This is a genomic window from Saliniradius amylolyticus (assembly GCF_003143555.1).
Lineage (GTDB): Bacteria > Pseudomonadota > Gammaproteobacteria > Enterobacterales > Alteromonadaceae > Saliniradius > Saliniradius amylolyticus.
The window spans coordinates 99,227-125,214 of the sequence record NZ_CP029347.1; the positions used below are offsets into that span (position 1 = coordinate 99,227).

Consider the following 25,988-nt stretch of genomic DNA (forward strand, 5'->3'; position numbering starts at 1 on the left):
GAATCAGTCTGCCATGACGGTGGTTTTCCTTATAATGAGTCGAATGTTAGTGCCAGATTGTCGAAGGGAGAGACATTGACTCAGCCAGAGCCAGAATATGGACAAATAAAACAAAGTGATTTCTACCCACCCTGGTGGGCGCGCAATCGTCATGTGCAGACCATCTTCCCACGCTTCTTTCAGCGGCGGCGTCAGGTGGCTCTGGAATGGCAGAATTTGGATCTACCGGATAATGACTTTGTAGAACTGGCCTGGACACCTAAGCCGGATGACAATGCTCCGCTGGTGGTGTGTTTTCACGGACTGGAAGGGTCCGCCAAGAGCCACTACGCCAACGACATGCTGGCCAACCTTTTTGAACAAGGCTGGCAGGCAGTGATGATGCATTTTCGTGGCTGCGGACGCCAGTTGAACCGCACTGCACGTGCTTATCACTCGGGCGATACGCAAGATGCGTTATTCCTGCTGGACTGGCTTCGTAAACGCTTTCCTTCCCGTCCTCTGGCCGCCATGGGGTTTAGCCTCGGCGCCAATATGCTACTCAAGTTATTAGGCGAAAATCCCAATTCCAGCGGTATTCGCGCGGCCGTAGCAATCTCACCACCGTTTAAGCTGGCTGAATGTGGTGAGGCGATCCAAAGCGGTTTCTCGCGATTGTATCAGCGCTATCTGATTAGAAGTATGTGCGAGCGTACCATGGCCCGGATGCGAAGTGTGGATCACGGTGACAAGCTAACCCTTAGAGATCGTGAAATTATGGGGCTTAAGACCTTTCGTGACTTCGATCAACGAGTAACGGCACCGCTGCACGGCTTTAGCAGCGCCGACGATTACTATCGACAGTGCAGTTCGGTGAGCTATCTGAAGCGCATTAAGCAGCCTACTCTTATCCTGCATTCCAAAGACGACCCCTTTATGAGCCCAAGTGTGGTGCCCAAGGTCGAGGATTTGTCGCCTGCAGTGACTCTGGAGCTCAGTGAGAAGGGAGGTCACGTGGGCTTTATGCAGGGCGTGCCCTGGCGCCCGCAAATCTGGTTGCATGAGCGAGTCGCGGCGTTTTTCAGGCCTTATCTTGACTCAGTGACTTCGGCCTGAACTTCTGCCGGCAATAGCGGCCGATCCCCATCAGACTGATGGCAATCCAGAAGCATTCAATGATCACTGAGGCCAGGTTAAAGTTAAACCACAGAGAGATCATCAGCAGGCAGGCTCCACCTAGATTGATCAGGGAAAAGGCCAGATCCTCGGCCGTCAGGCGACCGGATTGAATCAGAAAATAGCCCAGCACCACCAGAGCTGTACCCAGAGTGCCTACAATATCGTGCCAGTAAAATTCCAAGAGTCCTCCTGAGGCCACAAGGGCCGAATGCGGCTCGGATTATACTCTAAAGTTTACCAAAGTCAGGATCATAAAAGGCATAGCTATAGTTGCAATCCCTTTCGTAAGATTGCTAGTGTTGTATTTATTAGAGCCCCTCCTGAAGTCAGGGGTAGGAAATATGGAATTAAAATATAACAAAAGAATAGGAGTTAAGGATGAGGCACCGAAAGTATCTTTGTGTTCTGTGGGTATTCCCTCTCTATTACAGCATCCCTTCTTTAGCATCAACCTGCGGTGAAATAGTTCAGACAAAGGTTTGTACTGACTATACAAAATTCGCTTCAGATGGCACCACATGGACAGGGACTACATGTTGGTATGAGAATGAATATGAGGACCATGCATGCTACGAAGAAGGAGGGACCGATGATGGCGGTAGTGGGAGCACCGGAGGAACGGGTGCTGATAATGACTCTTCTTACCTAGGTACTCCAGTCGATAATGATGCAGATGGTCAGTTAGATTGCTGGAAAGATGTTGTAAAAGACGGGGACTATCATTTAGACAGTGGAGATGACTTTGGTCATAGAATAATTGATGGGCAAGACGATCACCATAAGGGGATTGATATTCAGGCAACTCTTGGCACTCAGATATATTCTCCTGGTTATGGAAGAGTTAGAAGTACTGCGCAGTCAACAGAAGAAAGTCCGTATAATGGTGCTCATGTGCGAATGCGGTATACAACGTCTGATGGTATAGAATATGAAGCTGTAATGATTCATATGAAAAAGGACTCAGTTATAGTTAACAGGGGAGACATCGTTAAGCCTGGACAATTAATAGGTGAAGTCAATAGCACGGGGCAAAGCTCAGGAAATCACTTGCACTTTCAAATATACAGGATATACGAAACTGAAATAGAAAAAGGAAAGGTAAAAGAATCAAAGAAAGCGGTTGATCCAGTCTCACGAATGGGAGACGAGCAATGTACAAAACAAGGAGTGGAGTAATGAGTAAGTTTTTTTCTGGGATTTTATTAATTGTTATTTCTGTGAGTGCTTATGGGGCCAGCCTCAGTCATGAAAAGAAAGATCAGATTCTGAGCTCCTACTTGATGGAGGAGGGGGGGTTTTCAGTTCTAGCAAGAGAAAATGGGAAAGGCTTGTTAAAAAAATTTAATAAGGAAGGGGAGGTAATTCATGAGAGATATTTACCATGGGTGCCTACTCACTCTAGCTCTAATGACTTGAGTGAATATGTTTTGGTAGCAAGCTTAAACAGGAATGGGCATAGTGGCGTTGATGAAGCGCTCCTTATAGCTGTTGACGGTAGAGAAAGACGCTTTACTAACGTCCAAAACATTAAAAAGATTCCTGGAAAAGGAGGAGTTGTGATCATGACAGCTCACAATACTGATAAGACTCAACTCACCTTTATTAACTCCAAAGGTTTAACGGTAAAAGAGGTAATACTTGAAAGGTTATCAGGCCGTAAGCAATTCATATCAGTCTCCCCTGAGATGGAACGGATGTCTTTCAATGGATACTTCCCAGATTGCTGTAGTGTCAGCGTCACGGAACTCATGCATGGTGACAACTTTGAACAATCTATAAGTTATCGCTTTGATGGGTTGCCTATTTACCAGCATCTACAGGTTGGTAACGGGGTGTCCGTTATAAATGTTGATAAAAAGCTATTGGCTTTTGGCTCAAATGAAAAGTATTGGAGCTTTTCGGAATTCCCCGTCTATTCAGTTACATTATCTGACAACGGCCAATACCTACTCGTAACCAGTGATATTCCTAATCGCTATGCGGTTTTGAAGCCGAATGGTGAGGTTGTTTTATCCAGTGTTAATAATAGGGTTCTCTCCAAAATAAAAGGCGTGCCATACGCGATTAATGGTAATAAATTAGTATATAGGAACGAGCATAATGGGGGTAAGACTTTCTTATCTCTTGTTAATGGAAAAGTTGTCGGTAGTCATAGTGTTGCAAAAGGAAAATTATTGAGATTTGATGGTGAGTACGGCTTGGTTGTTGCTGATGGTAAGTTGATTAGGAAACGTTTGATTAAATAGAGAGTTTCACTGTATCAGTGCTCCTAGATTCAACTAATAACTGAGCTTAGCCACTATGATTATTCCTATCGACCAACTGGCATCCCAGACGCTGGATAATATTATCGAGGCCTTTGTGCTGCGCGAGGGCACGGACTATGGTGAGCAGGAGGCCAGTCTGGAGCAGAAGAAGCAGGATGTGCATCGGCAGCTGCAAAGCGGCAATGTGCTACTGGTATATTCGGAGCTGCATGAATCGGTGAATCTGGTGCCTAAGGATCAGTTTGAAGAATAAAGAGTTAAAACGCCCCGGCACAAGCCCGGGGCTTTTTGATTATTCGGGCTGGAAACGCACCGAGAAAGTGGTGGGTACTGTGGGCGAAATGCTGCTAAGACCGGCGATTTCCTGCAGCTTTTTGATGCCATTAGTCAGGCTATAGTTGACCGCACTAACCACTATAGGCGAGACGGTGCTGGCCTGCAGACTGCCATCGGCAAGACGAGTGACAGTTACATGAACCTGAAGGTCACCTTGTTGGCTATTGAGTGACAGCTTTCCATTAATCCTGGTGGTCAGACTCTCACCGGCTTCCAAAGCTAATGCCGCATCAGGTACCTGAGCGGTAAAGGTGGCGTTAGGGAACATCTTAAACAGGTGCTCCTGCATACGGCGATCACGGATGTCGATATTGGTATTAACCGAACTCAGGTCTATGACCACCTTAAGCTGACCTTCGTCACTTAAGCGACCCGTCAGGCTTTCGAAACGGTGAGTTTCGGTAATGGTGTTATTTTTGGTAGACAAAAAGTGCAGGCTGGATTGTTGTTGATCCAGAGTCCAGGCCGCCATGCTGGAGGCCGAGAATAGCAGGGCCGTTGCCAAGCTAAGAGTTTTCATAAGGCTCCTCAATATTGTGTTGAATGATTTTTTGCCAATCGACATCGGGGTCGCCCAGCACCACAAAGTCCGGGTTGATAAGTGAATTACGCCGATTATAGGTAAGCGGTTCAAAGTTGGCCGCCAGCACCTGGCCCCCGGCCTCGGCTACAATGCATTGTGGTGCGCCCGTGTCCCACTCGCCGGTTACGCCGATACGTAAAAATACATCGGCTTTCCCCTCGGCCACGAAGCACGCTTTTAGCGAGCAGCTTCCCAGTGGCAGAGTGGCGTACTGGCGTTCAGAAGATAAACTGTTCATCACCTTTTCCTGAGCCTGGCGGCGACTGATCGCGATGATCACCTTGGACTCAGACGGATCGTCTAAGCGGCGCACATTAATCGGCTGAGTCTGCCCGTCGGCCTGCTTAAAGGCACCACTGCCCTGACGCGCGAAATAGAGGGTATCGCCGATGGGCCAGTAGATAACCCCCAGTACCGGCTGGTTGTCTTCCACCAAGCTAATGTTGATGGCAAAGTCGCCACTGCGGGCGACAAACTCCTGAGTGCCGTCAATAGGATCAATCAGCCAATAGCGCTGCCAGTGCTCCCTTTCACTGAGTGCCCCATTGTTTTGCTCTTCCGACATGATGGGGATCTGAGGCGTGGCTTCAAGTAACCGGTGACAGATAATCTCATTGGCGCGAAAGTCGGCGCTGGTCACCGGTGACTGGTCGGCCTTGGTGTAACTTTTGAAGTCCCCGCTTTCATAGATACGCAATACCTCCTGGCCAGCCTCATAGGCGGCGTCTTTGGCTATATTGAGCAGGGCATCGAGGGGCATGGGCATTTACCTCTGTCGTAGCCAGCGCTCAATCATCAACAGAGCGCAGGTGCTGCGGGCTTCGGAAAAGTCTTCCCTGTCGAGCAGGGCATCCATTTTGTTCACTGGCCATTTAACGACTTCCAGGGGCTCGGGTTCGTCGCCGGGGAGACGTTTCGGGTAGAGATCCCGCGCTACCAAAATGGTCATGGATGCGTTAAAAAAGGCCGGAGCCATGCTGACCTTGTGCAAAGGCAGGAGCTCGCGAGCACCATACCCCACCTCTTCCATCAGCTCGCGGTTGCCGGCCTGTTCCGGTGTTTCTCCGGGATCGATCAGGCCCTTGGGAAAGCCCAGTTCATAAGCATGGGCTCCAGCGGCGTATTCTCGTACCAGCAACAGAGTGTCATCATCAATAAAGGGAACCAACATCACCGCCCCTCGGCCGGTACCTTTCATGCGCTCAAATTGACGCCGCGCGCCATTGGAGAATTCCAGATCAAGCTGTTCGATTCGAAACAACCGGCTCTCTGCCACCACCTGGGCGCGATGAATTTGAGGTAATACTCTGTCGGAATCGCCTTTACTCATTAACCCGTCACGATAAAATACTGATACTTCCACTATAACTTGTCTGTGAGCAATTGCCTATGCTGGCCTGGAATCAAATCGATACGGTGTTATTGGATATGGATGGCACGCTGTTGGATCTCCATTTCGATACCCATTTCTGGCTTGAGTGGTTGCCACAAAAGCTGGCTGAGCGAGATGGCTTATCTATACAAGAGGCCGACGCCCTTATCCGTGCTGAGATGGACCGCACCGCAGGGACCATTGATTGGTACTGTCTGGATCATTGGGCACGTAAGCTGGATATGGATATGATCAGCGCAAAGCGGGAGGTGCAACACCTCATCGCTATTCGGGATGACACTTTGCCGTTTTTGGACGCTCTGCACGATTCTGGCCGTCAGGTGGTATTGGTCACCAATGCTCATCCTGGCAGCCTGTCATTGAAGGTGGAACGCACTCAACTGGACCAGCATATTGACACCCTGATCTCCACTCATGAATTCGGGGTCACCAAAGAATCCCAGTCTTTATGGCAAAAGCTACAGCAGCATCTGGGTTTCAATCCGGCCAGAACCCTGTTTGTGGACGACAGCCTGCCTATCCTGGATGCTGCTCAGGCCTTTGGCATCGGCCATCTGTTGGCGGTGCAAAACCCCGATTCAAAACAGCCGCACCGGAAAGTGGAAAAATACCCGGCCACGGCGGATTATCGGGAGTTGCTCGAGGCCATACGCGCTGCGCCGATTAAAGTTTAACGCGATAATAGCCCTGAGCGTCAGGCTGGCCAAAAAAGCGCGCTGCGTCGTGTACTTCCTGTGGCAGAGAGGCGTCTGGCTTAAAGCGACCCTGCACCCGAATCTTAAAGTTCGCGGGTACGATCGCGGTGGCGCTGAGTCCGAAGCTGTTGGGCTCTTGTACCTGAATTTCCAACGTGCCCTCCGAGCAGGTTAATTGGGCGTCAAACTGCCCCAGAGCGATAGGGCCTTGAGTGCCCGCCACGGAGGCGTTTAGCCATTGTCCCTGACCTTGTAGTCGCTGACATTGCCGATCGGCAATGGCCAGGTTATCGATGGCCAACTTGAAGCGTCCCCCGGCCTTCACCGGGAGGGGGAGCGGCAACCGGGCGATAACCGGTGCAGTGGGCAGATAAAGCTGCAAGTCCTCAGCTTGGATTTCATCACTACTGAGGTTGATCTGTCCCTTAAGAGCCAGCGCGTCTGCGTCGCGCAGATCACCTGCGTCCAGCTCCAGTGCGATTTGTCCCAGTAGCAATGGCCAGGGGTTGAGTTGCCAATGAACCTCATCGACGGGGAAGCCCTGAAGTACTAACTGCCCGAGTTTGCCTTGCCAGAGGGTGCCGCTGGCGCCACTAAACTCAACGCCTTTGGGTAGAGCTAACCTGGGCAGTACCTGATTGGCAGGTAACTGAACCAGCAGGAAAATCACATAGGTTAACAGCAGGACGAGGCTGAAGCGCACGCGTGGCCACATATCAGCCAGCCCCCAGTCTGAGTCGGCGAATACGGATGAAGCCACTGGTTTCGGTCTCGGCAAAGTCAGCGTCCAGAATCACAATGCCTTGTTGCTCCAGGCCATGGAGCCAGTCCAAAACCTTATCGAAGGCCGCCGAGTCTACCCATACCTGGAGCTCATCGCCTTGAGGCTGCATCCGCGCGATGCTGATGTTCGCCTGGCTGGCACTGTGATTGACCATCTGGGGTAAGGAGCCGCGAAACGACGTTTGTTGTTGGCCGCCTCTTAACTGCTCGGCGCGAGCAACGTTCTGTTTCACCCATTGCAGCATGGATTGACGGCTGTCGATCAGGGTCTGATGACGATCTATGGACTGATTCAGAGGTGCCCACACCAGATAATAGAATAACAGTAGCGCCAAAATAATTGCCGCCGAGAGCACCAGGCGCTGCTCGCGATCGTTCAACTGTTGGTATCTTTGCAATATTGGATTCACGTTAACTCCTTACAGCCAGCGAGCTGATAACGCCGTCATCGGTGTTATTGATGGCCCCTTGTTCCACCTCAAAGCCCTGCGCCTGGGCTGCCTGGCGGAAGCGTTCGATGCTCTCGAAGCGTTCGGCACTGACCTGCATTCTTAGCTCAGCGCGTTTGGCGTCAAAGCGCAGGGTCTGGGGTTTGATATTGGTACCACTAAAGGCAGGCTGTAGCTGGCTGAGAAGGGTCAGCAGAGAGGCCTGGCCGCCACCTTGTTCCAGCTTGGCCAGTTGCTGATTTAACTGGGCCCGCACATTCACTACCCGGGTCACGTCTGGGAACGCCTGGCGGAATGTCTGGGTTATCTGTTGTTGTAGCTCACTGCTTTTCTGGCTGAGCTGATAGGCCTGTAGGCCCTTATCAAACAGGGTGACGGCCAGGGCGATGCCAGCAAGCACTGCTACCGGGCGCCAAAGATGGGGCTGACTGGACTTTTGCTTCTTGGGTTTGAAAGGCCCTTGTAGCAGGTTAAACGTGGTGTCGATGGCGCCCTGGGCTAAGACCTGCATGGGCATCTCCCTGAGCGGCTGGCTGACATCAAATAGCGATTCGGGTAAGGGATGGTCGCTGTAGTTGGTGACCTTAACCGGCTGTTCGTGCTCCCCTGCATAACCCTCTAACAAAGGGAGTAACCACTCACTTTCGCCCTGAATTCCTTTCCATTGGTCCTGACGCACCAGAACCTGACCCTCCAGTTGAAGCAGAGTCCAGCCATCGGGCGTATGTGGCAAGGCCAGAATATCCGGTAGCAGACGATCACAATAGAGGCCAGCCTGATCGAGCCAGTTCAACCACATGTTCACTAGGGCTTTATCCACCACCGCGATGGCCTGGCGTTCACCTTCTTTAGGTCCCAGCGCAAACAGCTGGCTATCTACATCGGTGCTGAGCTCTTCTTCCAGCATGTAGGGGATAGCGGCCAGTACTTTACGTGAGGCACGGACAGGCAGCGTCAGCCAGCGCAGCAAGACATCGCTGCCCGGAGCGAGGGCGATCACAGGTCGTTCACCCGCCCGGTCTTTGAGACTGCCGAGAGCCGTGGCATCCGGCAGCTCCCCGGAGGCGATAACATCCCGCTCGCTTTGTGACCAGACCAGCCAGTAAATGGGGTCGCTCTGGCTTGAGCCCAGGCGTAGCACAAGTTGTTCTGACATCAGTATCCTCCAAATTCCCGGCTTATCACGCTGGATTGTTTGCCGTCGCTGACCCGAATTAGCGATGTCATGCTAAAACTGGCCTCATTGTAACGGGCCCGGGTATGTAAAATAAAATGCTCTGTGGTCACTGTGAGTCGCTGTTTTTGCTGTTCGGTCAGCGAAAGGGCGCTGATTTCCGGTAGTCCGAGGAAGTCACTCACGTCTTGCCAGCCGTCCGGGGGACGGTTGCTCACCAGGCTTTTAGCGGTTTCTACCGTCACTCCGGGGCCTAAAGCCGCAATTAATACGGGAGCCGTTTGCTCGGTCAGCGTGTTCACATTAACACGCCATTCGCTATTGCCGGGCAACACACACAGCAGCGGCATCAGCGCCTGCAAGTATTCAGGCTCGGCGCCGTTGACCATTCTTAGTTCGGACAGATTGACCATCAACCCATTGGCGGGCAGATAAGGCGGTACTCTGGACTCGTAGTCTGGGTCTTCCGCGCCGTAGGGGCGCATACGCGGATCGTCATCCAGCCAGTCGATCAGCGAGTCGTTCAGTACATCGGCTTCATAGCTGGGAATACTGACCGGCTCACTTTGCAGCATGGCCTTAAAACCTTCGCTAAGCCGCTGGTTTGCGCCCTGGTCTTCGCCAGGCTGCAAGGCATTGAGATTAAAACAGCTTTGCGCGTCTTCCAGCCTGGCTTCGATCATGCCTTGAGGCAAGGGAAACTGAATATCCTCGGCAGCCCAGGGCTGATTTCGGTGAACCACACCGTCGGCTTTTTGCTGCAGTTCGAGCAGTGACTTGAGTGCGAACTGTTCAGCACCCATGGCGTACCAGTAAGCCTGGTTGTTGTCCTTAATATTAACCACGCGCTGGATCTGCAGCTGCAGACGGCTGCCCATTTCTGTAGCGACAATGGCCACCAGCGCCACCACCATCAATACCATAACCAAGGCGACGCCTCTATTGCGTGATGGCATTGGTGCCTCCCTTGCCGGTCAGCAAGAATTCGCGCCGGATCATCCCGAAATCTTCGGTGGTTAGTTCCACCGCTACCGCCATTGGAAGCTCTGTAGCGGTATAGCTGTTACTCCAGGTGTTGCTGTCTCTGTCGTTGTTGATGGGTGCGGTAGCAAACTGCAATTGCAGATCTTCCACCCGCTCTAACAACACCCTTATTTCAGGTTCATGACCAATCACATTGTCGGGATAATTATGATGTAGCCGTTCCAGTTTGCCATCGCGCAAGCGGTATCCCACGGCTTGTAAGCGGCTACGAGGCAGCATCAGCTGAGGGTTATGCCAGCCGCCGCGCACGAAGGCCATACCGTCGGCGTCGCTCTGTAGTTGATCTTCCCCGCCGCTGAACACAATGTCGTTGCCCTGACCCTCTATCCGTACTGAACGAGGGACGGCCTGCAGCAGATCCCGCTCCAGATAGAGCATGGTGCGCTGTAGCTTTTCGAACGCTTCGAATTGCTCTGAGGAAAGTCGATCGCTATCCAGAACCGTGCTAAGAACACTGTAAGAGGCCAGGCCAATCAGACTGAATATGGCCATGGCCAGTAAAATCTCAATAAGCGTAAAACCGCGGTTAGTCATCATTGCTCTGGCCTGCCTGGCGCAATCCTGTTTGGGTGACAAAGGTGCTGACGACGGTGATGACCCGCTCCTTGTTATTGGCCGGGCTGACGTGGATATCGACGGCGCGCATTTGCCGGTCGCCGGTCTCTTTGACCGTTTGGCGCCAGTACCAGTCTTGTTGCGCTAACTGCTGAGTACCAGAACGGTTATTTTCCGGTGGCCACTGCTGTTCAAGCTGCAATTGGGTTAAACGGTTATTGGCGACCCAGGTGGCGAAGGTCAGGTCCTTAAGTGTAGTGACATTGGTCAGGTGATCGGTGGCTGCCTTCATTACTGCGCTGCCAGTGAGGGCAAAGATTACCAGCGCCACCATAATCTCCAGCAGGGTCATTCCCTTATTGCGATGGATGATCATAGGGGGGCCGCCGTATCCATTGGACCTTTCAGCGTCACAGGAGGGAACGCCTGACCCTGTAGCCGGAAGTAGACGGGGGAGTCACTACTGAACGTGGGTTCGTAACTGAGCAGCAGGCTAAAGGGCGTCAGGTCACCACTGGATAACAACCAGATTTGTGGCGGTGGAAGAGGCTTCTGTTGGTCGTTGCCAATTTGGGTTTCGGCGTCACTCACTGAAAGCTCTTCGTCAAACACTTCCTGACTGAACAGGCTATCGTCTTCTTGCCAAGGCAGATCGGTCAGCTGCAACTCCATTGCGAATTCCTCCGGCAACTGGTGCTCTCTTAACACCTGTGAGTCAGTACTGATTCTGCGCCATCGCTGGTCTTCATCAAGAACCATAAAGAAATATCGGTTCTTTTCTGGTTCGACGCGCAGGCCCAGCTGCTGTTGATTTAAAATGGCGTGATCTGAAGCCATATTCAGCACCACCTGTAAGCGTTGGGCCTGTTTTTGTAGCCGATCCTGAGCGCTGTTGCCAAAGCCCGTCAGGGTAATAGTGCCCACCATTAGTCCCATCAATAGCAGGACCAGCATGACTTCCAGCAGGGTAAACCCGCGCTGAGGATAGGTGGGCAACGACATAGGTTAGTTCAGGTATTCTTCCAGGTTCCAGTTGCCGATATCGTCCTCGGTACCGGGCTGCATGTCCGGGCCTGCAGAGAAGATGTCGAAGGTGCCCATCTCACCGGGACTCAGGAGCTGGTAGTCGTTACCCCAAGGATCCTGCGGCAGACGGTTAATAAAGCCTTCCTGTGGATAGTTACGGGGAATGGGGTCCATCGTGGGCTGATTGACCAGCGCCTCTAGCCCTTGCTCCGTGGTGGGGAACATGTTGGTACGCACCTTGTACATTTGCATGGCGCTTTCAAGTTGCTGAATGTCGATGGCGGCCTTTTTAAGCTGGGCGGTTTCCTGATTGCCGAGGATAGCCGGGGCGACCAGGGCGGCCATCATGCCGATGATCAGCAGTACCACCATCACTTCGATCAGGCTGAATCCAGAGTGTCTTTTCATATGCTTCATTACAGATTTACCATGTTGTTTAATGCCAGAATAGGTTGCAGTATGGCCATGACGATAAACATGACAATACCCGCCATAGACACGATCAACACCGGCTCAAATACCTTGAGTGCGACATTGATCAATGCCTCAAATTCACGATCCTGATTATCGGCGGCCCGGGTCAGCATCTGCTGAAGCTCGCCGCTACGCTCACCGGAGGCGATCATATGCATCATCATCGGTGGAAAGATCTTGGTCTTATCCAGGGCGCCGCGCAGGCTAGACCCTTCCTTGACATTATCCGCCGCCTCATTGATGCAGTTACGAATGTGTCGATTCTCCAGCACCCCGGCTGAGATACGCATGGCTTCCAGCAGCGGAACGGCACTGGAGGTCAGGATACTCAGGGTGCGGGCAAAACGCGCTGTGTTCAGGCCCCTTGCAACCTTGCCCAGCAAGGGCAGCTTAAGTAACTGCCGGTGCCACCGCAATCGGATATGGGGAACTTGAAGTAAGCGACGCACTAATACGGCCAGCAGCAGTATAACAATGCCCAGAATCAGCACATAATCTCGCAACCAATCGCTGATGCCGATCATGACCTGAGTAATCAGGGGAAGTTCCTGACCCATGGTTTCAAACTGTCCGACGATCTTGGGCACCACCAGAGTGAGCAGCGCGATGACTACCGACAGGGCGACTACCAACATCATACTGGGATAGATGAGTGCCTGAATAATTTGGTTGCGGGTCTGATTACGTTTTTCTGTATAGTCGGCCAAGCGATTTAATACGGTGTGCAGATGCCCGGATTTTTCGCCGGCAGCGACCATCGCCCGATACAATTCATCGAAGACCGCCGGATATTCGGCCATGGCGTCGGCCAGACCATAGCCTTCCACCACTTTTGAGCGTACCGTCATCATCATATCGCGATGGCGCGGCTTTTCGCATTGTTCGGCTACGGCATACAGGGCCTCTTCGATAGGCAGCGCCGACTCGACCAGAGTGGCTAACTGACGGGTAAGCAGTGCCAGGTCGCTGGTAGAAATCTTTTGTTGAAACAGCTTAAACGAGCCGGAGGCCGACTTTTCCTTGCTGCGGGTTTGATTCACTTCTAATGGGATTAAACCTGAATCCCGAAGTTGCTGACGGGCCTGGCGCGCGTTATCCGCTTCTAACACGCCTGACTTATTGCGGCCGGCCTGTGTCATGGCCTTGTAGGCAAAGGCGGCCATATCAGTCTTCCCTCGTGACGCGCAACACTTCTTCTAAGGAGGTAATGCCCAGCATTACCTTCTGACAGCCATCGTCGCGGATGCTCGGGGAAATGGCGCGTACATAGCGTTCAATATTCTGTTCGCCTTTGCCGTTATGCACCATATCACGGATGGTTTCATCCACTTCCAGTAGTTCGTGGATGCCCGTTCGGCCACGGTAACCGGTGTGATTGCAGGCGGCACATCCGGCTGGACCATAGATGGTGACATCCTTGGCTTCATCCTTATCCAGTCCCAGGATCTTGCGCTCTTGTTTAGACAAGGTATGGGGCGTTTTACATTCCGGGCACAGGGTACGCACTAGACGCTGCGATAACACCGCCAGTAGACTGGACGATAACAAGAATGGCTCAATGCCCATATCTTCCAACCGGGTTATGGCACCGGAGGCGGTATTGGTGTGTAAGGTCGACAGGACCAAATGGCCGGTTAAACTGGCCTGCACCGCAATCTGGGCGGTTTCTAGATCCCGGATTTCCCCCACCATGACCACATCCGGGTCCTGACGCAGGATCGCTCTGAGTCCGCGGGCAAAGGTCATATCCACTCTGGGGTTGACCTGAGTCTGACCGATGCCTTCCAGATCGTATTCGATAGGGTCTTCCACGGTCAGGATATTACGGTCTTTGGTATTGATCTCGCTAAGTCCGGCATAGAGAGTGGTACTCTTGCCGGAGCCGGTGGGGCCGGTGACCAAAATAATGCCATGAGGCTTTCTAATCAGGGCCGAAACGGAATGACGTATGGCCTTGGTCATGCCCAGATCTTCTAAATTCAGACGGGCGGTGTTTTTGTCCAGCAAACGCAATACGACCCGTTCACCATGATTGGACGGCATGGTACTGACCCGAACATCCACCGCCCGGCCTGCAATTCGCAACGTAATACGGCCATCCTGAGGCACACGCTTCTCGGCGATATCCAGCCTCGCCATGACCTTGATGCGGGATACCAGCATGGACGCCATCTTACGGCTGGGGCGCAGTATCTCACGAAGTACCCCATCGACCCGGAAACGGATGATCAGATGCTTCTCGAACGTTTCGATATGAATATCCGAGGCACCTTCCTTGATGGCTTCGCTGAGCATGGCGTTGATCAGCTTGATAATCGGGGCGTCGTCTTCGCTTTCCAGTAGATCTTCGGTCTCCGGCAGCTCTTCTGCCAGAGTGAACAGGTCATCCTCATTGCCAATGTCTTCCATTAACTGCTTGGCCTCTGAGGAGTCGCGCTGGAAAGCCTTGGTCAGCAGAGACTCGAAGTTGTCAGCCGGGATCTTATGCAACTGGAAGGGCTGGCCCAGAAAACGCCGCACCTCGGCAAAGATATGCAGCGGCGTTTCGGCGGTGTGGTAGAGCAGTGCCGGGTCGGCGGAGGTGTCCAATAACACCTGATGACGCCGGGCAAAACCAAACGAGAGCTGGCGGTGCTCAGTGCCTTCGTTCTGAATAGGCGCCATCGGCTCGACTTGATCACTCATCCTTACTGGCCCTCTTTGCCGTCTCTTTCCTGCCGGTCTTGCGTCTCCTCAAAGGACGGAGGCAGAGCCAGATCATCGTCCCACTCAGGCAGAATTGGCGTTTCTTTAAATGGCATCAGAGGAACGCCCTCGGACCGGCGTTTCAGCTGCTCGGCACGGATAAAGTTGTACTTACGCTTGCTGATGGTGTTCATGGTGACACCGTCGCGGATGATTTTGGGGCGGATGAACACCATCAGGTTACGTTTGCGCTTGCTGGTGGTGGTAGATTTGAATAAATGACCCAGTACGGGAATGTCACCCAACAAGGGCACTTTGGACACGCTTTCTTGAACATCCTCATCGATCAGACCACCCAGAGCCACGGTGCCGCCGTCGTCCACAATCACCGAGGTCTTGATCTCCCGCTTATTGATGGATATGTCCACGGCCGTGGCCCCGCTGACGCTGGACACTTCCTGTTCGATCAGCAGCTGTACCGCATTGCCCTCATTAATTTGCGGAGTGACTTTCAGCTTGATACCTACTTCTTTGCGATCCACGGTCTGGAAAGGGTTGGTGTTCGAGTCGCTGGCGGTCTGTCCGGTAATAATGGGAACCTCTTCACCGACGATAAAGAAGGCTTCTTCGTTGTCCATTGTCGTCAGGTGAGGGGTGGCCAGGATGTTGGAATTAGTGTCGTTACTGACCGCCTGAACCACGGCGCCCCAGTCGTCTTTAATGGTGCCGACCAGGAAGCCGTTAACATTCCCCAGCAACTGACCCAGCAGGCTGAGATCACCTTCGACGGTATCTGAACTGGTAACTACCTGCCCATCGGCGGTGACGGTAGTCTTGTCGATCGTTTTATCCCGCGCCTGATAAGCGCCCACCCCCAACTGGCCGATGGGGACGCCGGCATTACCAAACTGCTGCATACCGCCGTCTTCTGAGACCCACTGCACGCCAAGCGTCGTGCCGTCACCTTCAAAGACTTCCACAATAATGGCTTCTACCTGCACCTGGGCGCGGCGAATATCCAATTGGCGGATTACCTCTTCCAGCGAACGCATCATGTCGGGTTCGGCGGTGATAACCAACGCATTGGAGTCGGGGTGAGCTTCAATGCTGATGTCTCGTTTGTTACTACTGCGACGGTTATTTTCAGTTTGGCCTTCGGCCTGAATGCTGGCACTGACGCCTTGCAAAACCTTAACCAGATCCTCGGCTTTGGCATATTTCAGGTAATGGACCCGGGTGTTGCCGCTGGTCTCCAACTCACTGTCCAGCCGTTGGATTAGTGTGATCAAACGTTGTCGGGCCTTTGTGTCACCACTGACCAGCACACTGTTGGTGCGGTCATCGGCAACGATTTTGGGCTCCAAAACATCGGCGCCACCCTTATTGCCCTGAGACTTGTTGACGTTATCGACGATGCGCACCATCTCCGACGCGGAGGCATACTTAAGCTTAACGATCTCTACTTCCTGGTCGCCGGCCTTGTCTACCCTCTCGATGATCTCAACCAGCCGGTTAACGACGGCAGCCCGGCCGGTTAGTAGCATGACATTGGACTGGTCGTAGCTGACCACATTACCGCCACCGGCCTGGTCATTCAGCTGGCGCAGCAGTGGTGCCAGCTCGCGCACCGAAACGTTATATACGGGGACAACCCGGGTGATCATTTCATCGCCATCGAAGGGGGCGCTTTCCACTACCGGAATATTGCTGTGCTTGGCGTCCTTATCGCGCACCACCTTAAGCACATTATTGGGCATCTCCACCACGGCAAAGCCATACACCTGCAATACGTTCAGGAAAAACTGGTAGTACTGCTCTTCATTGAGCAGGTCGTAGCTGCGCACGGTAATCTTACCGCGCACATTAGGATCAACGATGATGGTCTTTTGCAGGTTCTTGCCGACGATATTGATGAACTCTTCAATATCCGTGCCTTTGAAGTTAGGCGAATACTCGGCGGCGCTCAGCGACGAAGCGGCGATAAAAGTGGCCAGGGCCGCTATGGCAATTCGCTTGAACAGGTTTTGGCTCAGTCGCCTCATAATGGCTATCCTTTGGTTTTGCTACGCGGACGGTAAGTCCAGATAAAGGGTTAACAATGACCCGTCTCGCTCAATGGTCAGCTGTAGAGACTGGGTGTTACGTAATTCTTGCATGGCCTGCATCGCTTGTTCGGTGTCGGTCAGGCTAAGACCGTTGATTTCGGTAATCACATCATTGGCTTTAAGGCCGGCGGCTTCAAACAGCGCCGGATCTTTACCCGGGCTGACACGGTAGCCTGCGAGTTCGCCATCTCGTCGATGCTGGGTAATGGCGATATAATCGGTAAAATTAGCAGGTTGTTGTTGCAGAGCCTGAGTGGTGGCGAGGGCCTCATCCGATAAGGTGCGCGACTCCGCCTCCTCGCCAGCCCCGTCGTCTGAAGACGATGAAGGTGTGTTGTCTTCTGCCAATACCGAGATCTGTGGATTTTTGCTGTAATCCAGGCCTTCAAGCATCAGAGTTTCGAATTGGCTGCCGTTTTTCAGAATCACCCGATCCGGGTATACCTGATGCAGGATCACACTGGTGCGGTCAATTTTCTCGCCAACCCCATAAGTCTTTTGTTTGCCACTGCTTTCGATAATGGCCGCCCCCTGATTTTCCTCGTTGGAAGCGACGACACCGGTGAGAGCCAGATTTAATCGCGTTTCCGGCGCTTCTTCCACTTGTTGGCGAGCCGCTTGAGGCTGTTGCCCCGGGCGTCCGAATAGGTGCAGCCGCTTGATGGCTCCAATATTTTGACTGGGCTGCTTGGCATTGCCGCCGGCGTGAACGGCTACTGTATCCATGGCTTTATCGGCAGGCTCAGGCAGCAGGCGCCAGGTAAGTTCTGCTGCATAGGCCACCAGATAAAGGCTCAACAGCCAAATAGCGAGCGTGCGCCAAAGCTTGGGGCGGCTCTGGAGCTGTTGCCATAGATTCTGCACCTGATTGGAATTGAACGCTTGCATACGGTTGGCTGTGGTCCTATTTCATAAAGGCGTCGTTATTATGGTTATTATTACTTTCCGCCTGGCGGATCGTGCCTCGGCCTTGAGACTGATACAATAGGCCATCATATCCAGTCATAGAAACAGCGACAACTCCGGAATGTATTTATCTTTTCCAAAGGCACCGGTGAAAGGTAAACACACTCTATATTCAAAAGATTTACGAAAAATGACAGCCTGATGAATAAATCGACAACTGAACCACAAAAAGTGCGCCTGGATAAATGGTTGTGGGCTGCACGGCTCTATAAGACCCGCTCACTCGCCAGAGACATGATCCAAGGCGGAAAAGTGCATTATAACGGACAGCGGGTCAAGCCGGGAAAATTAGTGGAGTTAGGTGCTTTGATTCGTCTGGCGCAAGGTTTCGACCATAAAGAAATTCTGGTGCAGGAGCTGCACGAGAAACGCCGCAGCGCCAAAGAAATTGTCAATATGTATGAAGAAACTCAGGCCAGTATAGAGCAGCGCGAAAAAAATGCGGCTGCCCGTAAGCTGGGGGCCATGTATAATCCCAACCCTGAGCAAAAGCCGGACAAGAAACAGCGCCGGAATCTTATTAAGTTTAAACAGCAGAAGTAGGCAGGGTTATGAAAGACGCCTTTGATCACTTATACCGCTACCTCTTTGACGACCTCAATGTCAGGGGGGAACTGGTCCGTTTGCACGACAGTTACCAGCAGATTCTGTCGGCCCAGGACTATCCGGAACCCATACAACGGTTGTTGGGTGAGCTGATGGCCGCGACTTCCCTGCTGACCGCAACCCTAAAGTTTGAAGGGGATATTGCGGTGCAGATTCAAAGCGAGGGGCCGGTACAGTATGCCGTGATCAATGGGACTCAGAATCAGGAGTTGCGTGGTGTGGCACGCTGGCAGGGGCAGGTGCCAGACAATTTCAGTGAGATGTTTGTAAAGGGTTATCTGGCCATTACCATCACTCCGAAGGAGGGTGAACGTTACCAGGGGGTGGTGCCCTTAGATAAGCCCAGCCTGGCTCAGTGTCTGGAAAGCTACTTCGAGCAATCGGAGCAACTCGCTACTCAGGTTAATCTGTTTGTGGATCTTTCAGCACGACAGGCGGGAGGCTTGTTACTGCAAGTACTGCCGGTAGCGGAGACCGCCAAACAGGATTTTGAGCATCTGGCTAAGCTTACCGAGACGATGACCGACAAAGAGCTGTTTTCTCTGCCGGTGACCGAAGTTCTGCATCGCCTGTATCACGAACAACAGGTCCAGTTATTTGAACCCCAGCCAGTGATGTTTAAGTGCAGTTGCAGTAAGGAGCGCAGCGCCGCGGCGTTGGAATCGGTAGATAAGGATGAATTGCTGCAGATTGTGGCCGAGCAGGGGACCATCAGCATGAACTGTCAGTACTGCCACGCCGAATATCGTTTCGATGCCATTGATGTGGAGGCCATCCACGCTGGTACCTTTACCAGTGAGCCTACACCACAATAGCTGTGTCAGATGCCTTCCCGACTAGGGGAAGGCGTTATGACGCCTCCCTGAGGCTTGCTTCCTTATTTGATATAGCGAAATCATTGACTGGATAGTCATGCCCGATTCCGCTGTTAATTCGCATGGTCATGCACTGTTATTGAATGACTAGTAACCTTCCCTGAAAGTATTACAGAATTACTCGATATTTATGCGCTTTTGGGCTATGCCTGAGGTCAGGTTTTAATTAGAATGACAGCCAAAATAATAATATTGAAAGTCTACCTGAAAGCTTAATCTCGGAGTTACCTTTGATGACCTCTACCCCTCCAAATGTTGCTGTGGATCTGAACCGCAGTGAACTGATCGAAGCGGCCGTCCAGCGCGGCGAAGGCAAACTGGCCGATAATGGTGCTCTGGTGGTGGAAACCGGTGAGCGCACCGGCCGTTCTCCCAAAGACCGCTTTATTGTGAAAGAACACCAAACTGAGCAGGACATTGAATGGGGGGCGGTGAATCAACCGTTCGAACCCGCCAAGTTCGATGCCCTCTGGGAGCGGGTTGAGCAATACTTGTTGAGCAAGTCCCATTTTCTGTCTCATTTGGAGGTAGGCGCCGATCCTGAGCATTACCTGCCGCTCAAGGTCCGGACCGAAACGGCCTGGCACCAGCTGTTTGCTCAGAACCTGTTCATTCAGCCGGAAAACTGGAACCCTTCCGACAAGGACGCCTGGCAGATTATGAATGCTCCCGGCTTTGTCTGTGAACCTGAGCGTGATGGCACCAACAGCGATGGTGCTGTCATCATCAATTTCGCCCAGCGTAAGGTGCTACTGGCGGGAATGCGTTATGCCGGTGAAATGAAAAAATCCATGTTCTCTGTGCAAAATTTCCTGTTACCGGGTAAAGATGTGCTGCCCATGCATTGTTCGGCGAATGTGGGCGAGCAAGGGGATGTGACCCTGTTCTTCGGTCTGTCCGGTACCGGTAAAACCACCCTTTCCGCTGATCCCAGCCGTTATCTGATTGGCGATGATGAACACGGCTGGGCGCCAGGTTCGGTGTTTAACATCGAGGGTGGCTGCTACGCTAAGTGCATCGACCTGTCGCAGAAAAATGAACCGGTGATCTGGAACGCCATTCGCTTTGGTACCGTATTGGAAAACGTGGTGCTGGATAAGGAGCGGGTGCCGAACTACAGCGACGACAGCCTGACTCAGAACAGCCGCGCCGCCTATCCATTAAGACACATCGAAAAGCGTGAAGAGGCTAACCGCGCTGGAGAGCCTCGCGCGGTGGTATTCTTAACCTGTGATGTGAGTGGTGTATTACCACCGGTGTCAATTTTGTCCGAGGAAGCGGCGGCTTATCATTTCTTGTCTGGCTACACGGCCAAGGTCGGTTCCACCGAGATCGGTTCAAGTGCTGCTATTGAGTCCACCTTTTCTACCTGCTTTGGTGCGCCTTTCTTCCCGCGCCCGGCAGGGGTTTATGCCGAGCTGTTGAAAAAGCGGGTGCGTGAATTTGGCGCCAAGGTCTACTTGGTGAACACAGGCTGGACTGGCGGACCTTACGGTGTGGGCAAACGATTTGACATCCCCACCACGCGGGCGGTGATCGATGCCATAGTGAGTAACCACCTGGCCGGCGTGCCCACTCGCCACCTGGAGCAGTTGAATCTGGATATTCCTGAGAGCGTGCCGGGTGTGGACGACAAGTTGCTGGACCCGCGTAATACCTGGGCTGACCAAGCGCAGTATGACGAATACGCCCGCAAACTGGCCGAAGATTTCCAGAAAAACTTCGCTAAGTACGATGTAGCGGATAATATTCGTAACGCTGGACCCAAAGTCAACTAGTCTGGGTGAGCAGCTATTGTCACTTTAAAAACCGGGGCCGGGTGCTCCGGTTTTTTATTGGCTCAGTGGTGGCGAAGCTTCAAACTGGCAGGCGCTAGATTGGATGGTTGAGCGGTTTGGTAGGGAGACTTACAGTGGCTTCCAGGCCGCCATCGGGGTGGTTTTGCAGTGCCACCTGACCGCCGTGCATATCCACGATACGCTTGATAATCGCTAGCCCCAGACCTGAGCCACCGCTACCTCTGGCTTCATCGCCTTGGGTAAAGGGGGTGAACAGGGCCTCGATTTTTTGCTCTTCGATGCCTTGACCAAAATCGCGAACCTTAATTTGCACCTGCTGGGCTTTTTTCAGATAACGGCTGTGAATCAGTATTTCCTGGCTGCCGTAGCGGAAGGCATTTTCTATCAAATTTTCTAATACTCGCTTAATGGCGACCCGGCGCAGGGTGAGGTCCGGTAATTCCGCTAAGTCCAGCTGTATCTGCTGAGCCTCTAACTGCCGCGCCTGCACGACTTCGCTAATCAGGCTATTCAGATTGCAGGACTCCAGTGGCTCTTGCCGGTCGCGGCGCACATAGTTGATAAACTGATCGATGATGTCGTTCATATCTTCGATGTCGTGCACTATGCCTTCTCTTACCCAGTCCTGATCGTCTGGCAGCATTTCGGTGGCCAGGCGCACGCGGGTCAGGGGGGTGCGCAGATCATGGCTGATGCCGGCGGTTAGCAGGTTACGGTCATCTTCCAGTTGTTTAATGCCCTTGGACATCTGATTAAAAGCTCGGGTTACGGCGATGATCTCGGTGGAACCCTCTTCTTTAAGTGGCTTGGGAAAGTCGCCCCGGGCCACCTGAAGCGCGGCTTTTTGCAGTGCATGAAGGGGACGGTTTAACCGCCGTACAAACAACCAGCCACCGGCTACGCTTAAAAATCCGATCACCATCAGGTAGATGGTCAACGGTGAAATGCTGGCATCACCAATACCGGTCATGGGCACGCTGATCCACTGCTGAGGGGCTTGCGGCGCCTGAACCCAGAAACGGGACTGAACGCCTGTGCCAATGCGCACCTCGGCAGGACCCTCGAGAGCCTGGCTCATCTGCTGGCTCAAAAACTGGTAATAGACGCTCTGTTCCAGTCCGGCCTCACGCGCCTGAGCCTGATTAAGAATTTCTATTCCTGTTTTGTCTTTTAGGTGCTGTTGTTGTCTGAAGCTGGGGGGCTGCCCGTCGGCATAGAGAGTTTGCACCTGGTTCGCCAGTAATTGATTGATCTGCTCGTAGCTGGGGCGAATAAAGTAGTAGGTCACTGATAAATAGGACACGACCTGGTTGATCAACAGCAGCATGCCAATCAGTAACACCGTCTGACCAAAGGCGCTCCTTGGAAGTAGCTTCATGGTCAGTTTTTCTGACCGTCCGGAACAAACACATAGCCCAATCCCCATACGGTCTGGATATACCTGGGGTTTGCGGGGTCTTCTTCCAGCATGCGTCTTAATCGGGATACCTGCACGTCGATGCTGCGCTCCAGGGCGCTGTAGTCACGGCCTCGGGCAAGGTTCATCAGTTTGTCCCGGGACAAGGGTTCACGCGGGTGAGTGACCAGCGATTTAAGGACCGCAAACTCTCCGCTGGTGAGGGTCATAGGCTCGCCAGCCGCGGTCATCTCTCTGGTGGCCAGGTTCAGCTTATAACGTCCGAACTCCACCACCTGCTCGCCGCGTGCTGGTGCTCCGGGCGCTTCGGCATTCTGACGACGCAAAACTGCCTTGATTCTGGCCAGCAATTCTCGGGGGTTGAAAGGCTTGGGCAGGTAGTCGTCAGCCCCCATTTCCAGGCCAATGATGCGGTCGACTTCGTCGCCCTTGGCGGTGAGCATAACGATGGGCAGGCTATCTTCCTTCTGGCGCAAGCGGCGGCAAATAGATAAGCCATCCTCACCGGGCAGCATCAGATCCAGAACTAAGAGATGAAAGTTTTCTCGTTCTAGCAGACGATCCATCTGCTCGGCGTTGGCCGCGACCCGCACCTGATACCCCTGCTCCATCAGATAGCGTTCCAGCAGGCTTCGCAGGCGCATATCATCATCGACAACCAGTATTTTTGGTGTTTCCTGACCCATTTTCACTTTCCGATTCAAACCCTTATGCCACTATAGATAAAGCCGGGATAAAGGGGAAGAGGCCCAGTAGGGAGGAGGTTGTCAGGATTGTTACAAAGTTTGTCGCACCAGGACTCTTACTCCAACTCTGGTGCCTGTTGGTTTTCTTTCTCGGCATGGCGTTCCGCCGCCTGCCTCAGTAATTGCTCAAGCCGGTTTTCCAACACCGCTAACTTCCGTTGCATTTTCTCTAACGCTTGCTTCTGCTGACTTTCCAGAGCATCTATGGCTTTTTCAAGCTTTTCGATTTCTTCCTTGAGCTTATCGATCTCGGATTTATTCAGTCCAATGCGGTTGGCCATCAGGGCATCGAAGGCATTGGCCAGGAACTCCCCCTGAGAAGACTCTTGTCGGCTTGTTTCCGGGGCCTCAGAGGTGGCGGGAACCGCCGGGAGGGTATCGACAGACTGGTGGTTAGGTTTTTGGTCACGATACTCGGGCTGGGGTTGCCTGGACCGATAGTGATTTAGGGTACTGATATTCATCCTCTGTGCCTTATCCATTGTGTTCGAAAGCTTTTGGGGTTTTGAGGTATTCGAAGCTACCGCAAGATGTGGGCCATTTATAAGTCCGCCATATTCAGCCGTTAATGGGGCGAGTGATTAGCTACGGGCGGCAAGCGGTCTGCATCCGGCTGCCTGCTTTATGGCATACTATTGCCGTTGAATTCATCAGGAGAGGATTATGAAAGCCAATGTACAATGGGCGGGTCAGGACCGCTTTATCGCTACTTCCGAAGCCAAACATGCGGTGGTCATGGATGCCAATAAGGGCGAAACCGCTCCTAGCCCTATGGAAATGGTTCTGATGTCGGCGGGGAGCTGCTCGTCGGTTGATGTTGTCAGCATTTTACAAAAAGCCCGCCAAGACATCACCGATGTGCAGGTGGAGCTCTCGGGGGAGCGGGCATCCGGGGTTCCGGCCGTATTTACCAAGATTCACCTGCACTTTGTAGTGACCGGTCATGCTGTCAGTGAGAAACATGTTGAGCGGGCGGTGAATCTGTCGGCCGATAAATATTGCTCGGTCGCTATTATGCTCAGTAAAGCGGTGGAAATCAGTCACAGCTTTGAGATAAAAGAGCAAGAATAACAATTCTCTAGGTTGTTTTTGCGAACCGAAGCTGCGGCATGGGCCTGGGGGCAGACCCTGAGATTACTTTTCTGTCACCCAGTCCATCTGATAGCCAGCGCGGCGTTTCTTATCTAACAGCTCTTCAATCAGGGGGCTTAAGATCAATTCCATCGCCAATCCCATCTTGCCGCCAGGCACGACCAGAGTGTTGATTCTGGACATAAAGGCTCCGTCGATCATCTGTAATAAATAGGGGAAATCGACATTTTTCATTTCGCGCCGGAATCGCACCACCACAAAGCTCTCGTCGTGGGAGGGGATCTCGCGGGCGCTGAAAGGATTGGACGTATCCACCGTGGGAACACGCTGGAAATTAACGTGGGTGCGTGAGAACTGCGGGGTAATAAAGTTGAAATAGTCGTCCATGCTCCGCACAATGCTGCTCATCACGGCCTCCCTGGAGTGACCCCGATCGGTGGTATCGCGAACGATTTTCTGGATCCACTCCAGGTTGACGATGGGTACCATGCCCACCAGTAAGTCTACATGACGAGCTACGTCGGCTTCTTCATTGACGACGCCGCCATGCAGGCCCTCGTAAAACAGTAAGTCGGTGTTGCTGGGAAGATCCTGCCAGGGGGTAAAGGTCCCTGGCATCTGATTAAACGGCACGGCGTCGTCGAACGAATGCAAGTAGTGACGCACCTTGCCACTACCAGTAGCTCCGTATTCATTAAACAGGCTCTCAAGCAGCTCAAAGTCGTTGGCATGAGGCCCAAAATAGCTGATGTGGCGACCCTGCTCCTGGGCTTTGCGGATTTCCACTTCCATTTCCGGTCGGGTAAAACGGTGAAAACTGTCACCTTCCACGTAGGCGGCATCGACACTCAGATTGCGAAATATATGCCGGATGGCGTTGGTGGTGGTGGTGGTCCCGGCGCCGGATGAACCTGTTATTGCGATAATCGGGTGCTTGACAGACATACTGGCCCCATTCGTTAGATGAACGCTATTTATAAGCAAGGGCAAGGGTAGGGTCAAGGAAAGCCATAAGGGGCAGGACTCAAAAAGACGGATTTCGTGGTAGGCTTAGTGGATGGAACCGCAATGCAGGGGCATTATGGAGCTGAGTCTGTTTAACCAGGTTTTTCTGGCCGCTTTTTATACGTTGGTGGCCTTGTTTTACACTTTGAGAATCAAGTTGTCCCGACCTCAGGCCCCGTCCTGTGATTTTGTGCACATGGGCAGTCTTGGTAGCCTGCATTGGTGGAACCACCTGACCTTCCGGGTATTTCGTCTTCTGATTTGGGCCGTGTGCGTGCTGCGGCTGCTTTGGCCGGAACTGGATGCCTATTTGTTGTTTGTGCCTCTGGCGGAACTCCCCATTGTGGTGAGTATGGGCATGGGGCTTTTGGTGGTTGGTTTTGCTTTGGCGATTTGGGGAAATCTGACGCTGGATGGTTTATGGCGTTCGGGGGTGGATGAAAGCGCCTCCGCAGGCATAGTTACTCACTCTCTGTACCGTTATTCCCGTAACCCGATCTTTATTGGCGTGCTCACAGGGCAACTGGGCTTCTTTATGGCTCTGCCGGGCTGGTTCTCGCTGCTGTGCATGCTGGTAGGCTGGGCAGCGATAGTGATTCAGGTGCGACTGGAAGAGGTCCATCTGGAGGCTAAGTATCCTTGTGAATTTAAAGCCTATTGCCGACAGACGGCGCGCTGGTTCGGTCGCCGTATTGCGTCGGACTGAATTCGGTCTGACACTTGAAATATACCGGGGTGCCCCCACTGATGGTCTA

Annotated in this window: 30 protein-coding genes; 10 read left to right on the plus strand and 20 right to left on the minus strand. The window is 52.7% G+C overall.

Going from position 1 to position 25,988, the window contains the following annotated elements; genetic code table 11:
• The first annotated feature begins 75 nt into the window (after positions 1–75).
• Entirely contained in the window at positions 76–1,095 is a 1,020-nt protein-coding gene (locus HMF8227_RS00505; RefSeq protein WP_204101014.1) for a hydrolase, read from the plus strand.
• On the opposite strand, the gene HMF8227_RS00510 is transcribed toward HMF8227_RS00505, so the two are convergent.
• Positions 1,061–1,339, minus strand: coding sequence for a CBU_0592 family membrane protein (locus HMF8227_RS00510; protein ID WP_109338310.1), 279 nt, complete (start codon positions 1,337–1,339; stop codon positions 1,061–1,063). The two genes, HMF8227_RS00505 and HMF8227_RS00510, sit on opposite strands and share 35 nt — an antisense overlap.
• 197 nt (positions 1,340–1,536) lie before the next feature.
• On the opposite strand from HMF8227_RS00510, the gene HMF8227_RS00515 reads away from it, so the two are divergent.
• Genes HMF8227_RS00515 through HMF8227_RS00525 form a run of 3 tightly spaced genes read left to right on the plus strand, consistent with a single transcriptional unit; the run spans position 1,537 to position 3,678 of the window.
• Positions 1,537–2,334, plus strand: a complete 798-nt coding sequence (locus HMF8227_RS00515) for a M23 family metallopeptidase (RefSeq protein ID WP_109338311.1) — start codon at positions 1,537–1,539, stop codon at positions 2,332–2,334.
• Positions 2,334–3,404 (plus strand): hypothetical protein, encoded by a 1,071-nt coding sequence (locus HMF8227_RS00520; RefSeq protein WP_109338312.1) that lies wholly within the window; start codon positions 2,334–2,336, stop codon positions 3,402–3,404. The genes HMF8227_RS00515 and HMF8227_RS00520 overlap by 1 nt, the downstream gene beginning before the upstream one ends.
• A 55-nt stretch (positions 3,405–3,459) precedes the next feature.
• On the plus strand, positions 3,460–3,678 hold the full coding sequence (locus HMF8227_RS00525) for a YheU family protein (protein ID WP_109338313.1): 219 nt from the start codon (positions 3,460–3,462) through the stop codon (positions 3,676–3,678).
• A gap of 39 nt (positions 3,679–3,717) precedes the next feature.
• Here the strand turns inward: HMF8227_RS00525 and HMF8227_RS00530 are convergent, their stop codons facing one another.
• Genes HMF8227_RS00530 through nudE form a run of 3 tightly spaced genes read right to left on the minus strand, consistent with a single transcriptional unit; the run spans position 3,718 to position 5,674 of the window.
• Positions 3,718–4,281 (minus strand): YceI family protein, encoded by a 564-nt coding sequence (locus HMF8227_RS00530; RefSeq protein WP_162558433.1) that lies wholly within the window; start codon positions 4,279–4,281, stop codon positions 3,718–3,720.
• The gene (cysQ, locus tag HMF8227_RS00535; protein WP_109338315.1) at positions 4,268–5,104 is read right to left on the minus strand and encodes a 3'(2'),5'-bisphosphate nucleotidase CysQ; all 837 of its coding nucleotides are present in this window, start codon (positions 5,102–5,104) and stop codon (positions 4,268–4,270) included. The genes HMF8227_RS00530 and cysQ overlap by 14 nt, the downstream gene beginning before the upstream one ends.
• A 6-nt stretch (positions 5,105–5,110) precedes the next feature.
• Positions 5,111–5,674, minus strand: a complete 564-nt coding sequence (gene nudE / locus HMF8227_RS00540; protein ID WP_109338316.1) for an ADP compounds hydrolase NudE — start codon at positions 5,672–5,674, stop codon at positions 5,111–5,113.
• Positions 5,675–5,727: 53 nt separating this feature from the next.
• Here nudE and yrfG point away from each other — a divergent pair, with 53 nt between their 5' ends.
• Positions 5,728–6,411, plus strand: a complete 684-nt coding sequence (gene yrfG, locus HMF8227_RS00545; RefSeq protein ID WP_109338317.1) for a GMP/IMP nucleotidase — start codon at positions 5,728–5,730, stop codon at positions 6,409–6,411.
• Here yrfG and HMF8227_RS00550 read toward each other — a convergent pair.
• From HMF8227_RS00550 to gspC, 12 genes are read right to left on the minus strand one after another with little or no spacing between them, the layout of a single operon-like run.
• Positions 6,401–7,192 carry a type II secretion system protein N gene (locus tag HMF8227_RS00550; RefSeq protein WP_162558434.1) on the minus strand — a complete coding sequence of 264 codons (792 nt, stop codon included), beginning with the start codon at positions 7,190–7,192 and terminating at the stop codon, positions 6,401–6,403. The genes yrfG and HMF8227_RS00550 overlap by 11 nt on opposite strands.
• Positions 7,149–7,625 (minus strand): type II secretion system protein GspM, encoded by a 477-nt coding sequence (gene gspM, locus HMF8227_RS00555; RefSeq protein ID WP_109338319.1) that lies wholly within the window; start codon positions 7,623–7,625, stop codon positions 7,149–7,151. Before gspM ends, HMF8227_RS00550 begins: the two co-directional genes overlap by 44 nt.
• 1 nt (position 7,626) lies before the next feature.
• Complete coding sequence (gspL, locus tag HMF8227_RS00560) at positions 7,627–8,820, minus strand: type II secretion system protein GspL (protein WP_109338320.1); 1,194 nt, start codon at positions 8,818–8,820, stop codon at positions 7,627–7,629.
• Complete coding sequence (gene gspK / locus HMF8227_RS00565) at positions 8,820–9,794, minus strand: type II secretion system minor pseudopilin GspK (protein ID WP_109338321.1); 975 nt, start codon at positions 9,792–9,794, stop codon at positions 8,820–8,822. Before gspK ends, gspL begins: the two co-directional genes overlap by 1 nt.
• Entirely contained in the window at positions 9,778–10,416 is a 639-nt protein-coding gene (gene gspJ, locus HMF8227_RS00570; RefSeq protein ID WP_420820543.1) for a type II secretion system minor pseudopilin GspJ, read from the minus strand. Before gspJ ends, gspK begins: the two co-directional genes overlap by 17 nt.
• Positions 10,409–10,813 (minus strand): type II secretion system minor pseudopilin GspI, encoded by a 405-nt coding sequence (gene gspI / locus HMF8227_RS00575; protein WP_109338323.1) that lies wholly within the window; start codon positions 10,811–10,813, stop codon positions 10,409–10,411. The genes gspJ and gspI overlap by 8 nt, the downstream gene beginning before the upstream one ends.
• Complete coding sequence (gene gspH, locus HMF8227_RS00580) at positions 10,810–11,439, minus strand: type II secretion system minor pseudopilin GspH (protein ID WP_109338324.1); 630 nt, start codon at positions 11,437–11,439, stop codon at positions 10,810–10,812. Before gspH ends, gspI begins: the two co-directional genes overlap by 4 nt.
• A 3-nt stretch (positions 11,440–11,442) precedes the next feature.
• The gene (gene gspG / locus HMF8227_RS00585; RefSeq protein ID WP_109338325.1) at positions 11,443–11,880 is read right to left on the minus strand and encodes a type II secretion system major pseudopilin GspG; all 438 of its coding nucleotides are present in this window, start codon (positions 11,878–11,880) and stop codon (positions 11,443–11,445) included.
• Positions 11,880–13,100 (minus strand): type II secretion system inner membrane protein GspF, encoded by a 1,221-nt coding sequence (gene gspF / locus HMF8227_RS00590; protein WP_109338326.1) that lies wholly within the window; start codon positions 13,098–13,100, stop codon positions 11,880–11,882. Before gspF ends, gspG begins: the two co-directional genes overlap by 1 nt.
• Before the next feature lies 1 nt (position 13,101).
• Complete coding sequence (gspE, locus tag HMF8227_RS00595) at positions 13,102–14,622, minus strand: type II secretion system ATPase GspE (protein WP_109338327.1); 1,521 nt, start codon at positions 14,620–14,622, stop codon at positions 13,102–13,104.
• Between the two features lie 2 nt (positions 14,623–14,624).
• A complete protein-coding gene (gene gspD / locus HMF8227_RS00600) occupies positions 14,625–16,664 on the minus strand; it encodes a type II secretion system secretin GspD (protein WP_109338328.1) in 2,040 nt (679 codons plus the stop codon).
• A 21-nt stretch (positions 16,665–16,685) separates the two neighbouring features.
• A complete protein-coding gene (gene gspC, locus HMF8227_RS00605; RefSeq protein WP_109338329.1) occupies positions 16,686–17,615 on the minus strand; it encodes a type II secretion system protein GspC in 930 nt (309 codons plus the stop codon).
• Positions 17,616–17,834: 219 nt separating this feature from the next.
• Here gspC and hslR point away from each other — a divergent pair, with 219 nt between their 5' ends.
• The 3 genes from hslR (at position 17,835) to HMF8227_RS00620 (ending at position 20,952) form a co-directional block, all read left to right on the plus strand.
• Complete coding sequence (gene hslR / locus HMF8227_RS00610; RefSeq protein ID WP_109338330.1) at positions 17,835–18,236, plus strand: ribosome-associated heat shock protein Hsp15; 402 nt, start codon at positions 17,835–17,837, stop codon at positions 18,234–18,236.
• A gap of 8 nt (positions 18,237–18,244) precedes the next feature.
• Complete coding sequence (gene hslO, locus HMF8227_RS00615; RefSeq protein WP_109338331.1) at positions 18,245–19,114, plus strand: Hsp33 family molecular chaperone HslO; 870 nt, start codon at positions 18,245–18,247, stop codon at positions 19,112–19,114.
• Positions 19,115–19,407: 293 nt separating this feature from the next.
• A complete protein-coding gene (locus HMF8227_RS00620; protein WP_109338332.1) occupies positions 19,408–20,952 on the plus strand; it encodes a phosphoenolpyruvate carboxykinase in 1,545 nt (514 codons plus the stop codon).
• A gap of 94 nt (positions 20,953–21,046) precedes the next feature.
• Here the strand turns inward: HMF8227_RS00620 and envZ are convergent, their stop codons facing one another.
• The 3 genes from envZ to HMF8227_RS00635 form a co-directional block, all read right to left on the minus strand.
• Positions 21,047–22,351, minus strand: a complete 1,305-nt coding sequence (envZ, locus tag HMF8227_RS00625; RefSeq protein ID WP_109338333.1) for a two-component system sensor histidine kinase EnvZ — start codon at positions 22,349–22,351, stop codon at positions 21,047–21,049.
• Positions 22,352–22,353: 2 nt separating this feature from the next.
• A complete protein-coding gene (gene ompR, locus HMF8227_RS00630) occupies positions 22,354–23,076 on the minus strand; it encodes an osmolarity response regulator transcription factor OmpR (protein ID WP_109338334.1) in 723 nt (240 codons plus the stop codon).
• Positions 23,077–23,192: 116 nt separating this feature from the next.
• The gene (locus HMF8227_RS00635) at positions 23,193–23,600 is read right to left on the minus strand and encodes a hypothetical protein (protein WP_109338335.1); all 408 of its coding nucleotides are present in this window, start codon (positions 23,598–23,600) and stop codon (positions 23,193–23,195) included.
• A gap of 199 nt (positions 23,601–23,799) precedes the next feature.
• Here HMF8227_RS00635 and HMF8227_RS00640 point away from each other — a divergent pair, with 199 nt between their 5' ends.
• Positions 23,800–24,207, plus strand: coding sequence for an OsmC family protein (locus tag HMF8227_RS00640; RefSeq protein ID WP_109338336.1), 408 nt, complete (start codon positions 23,800–23,802; stop codon positions 24,205–24,207).
• A gap of 63 nt (positions 24,208–24,270) precedes the next feature.
• Here HMF8227_RS00640 and HMF8227_RS00645 read toward each other — a convergent pair whose 3' ends face one another.
• Positions 24,271–25,173: a phosphoribulokinase gene (locus HMF8227_RS00645; RefSeq protein WP_109338337.1), complete on the minus strand. Its 903-nt coding sequence runs from the start codon at positions 25,171–25,173 to the stop codon at positions 24,271–24,273.
• A gap of 112 nt (positions 25,174–25,285) precedes the next feature.
• On the opposite strand from HMF8227_RS00645, the gene HMF8227_RS00650 reads away from it, so the two are divergent.
• Complete coding sequence (locus HMF8227_RS00650; protein ID WP_109338338.1) at positions 25,286–25,939, plus strand: methyltransferase family protein; 654 nt, start codon at positions 25,286–25,288, stop codon at positions 25,937–25,939.
• The last annotated feature ends 49 nt before the right edge of the window (positions 25,940–25,988 follow it).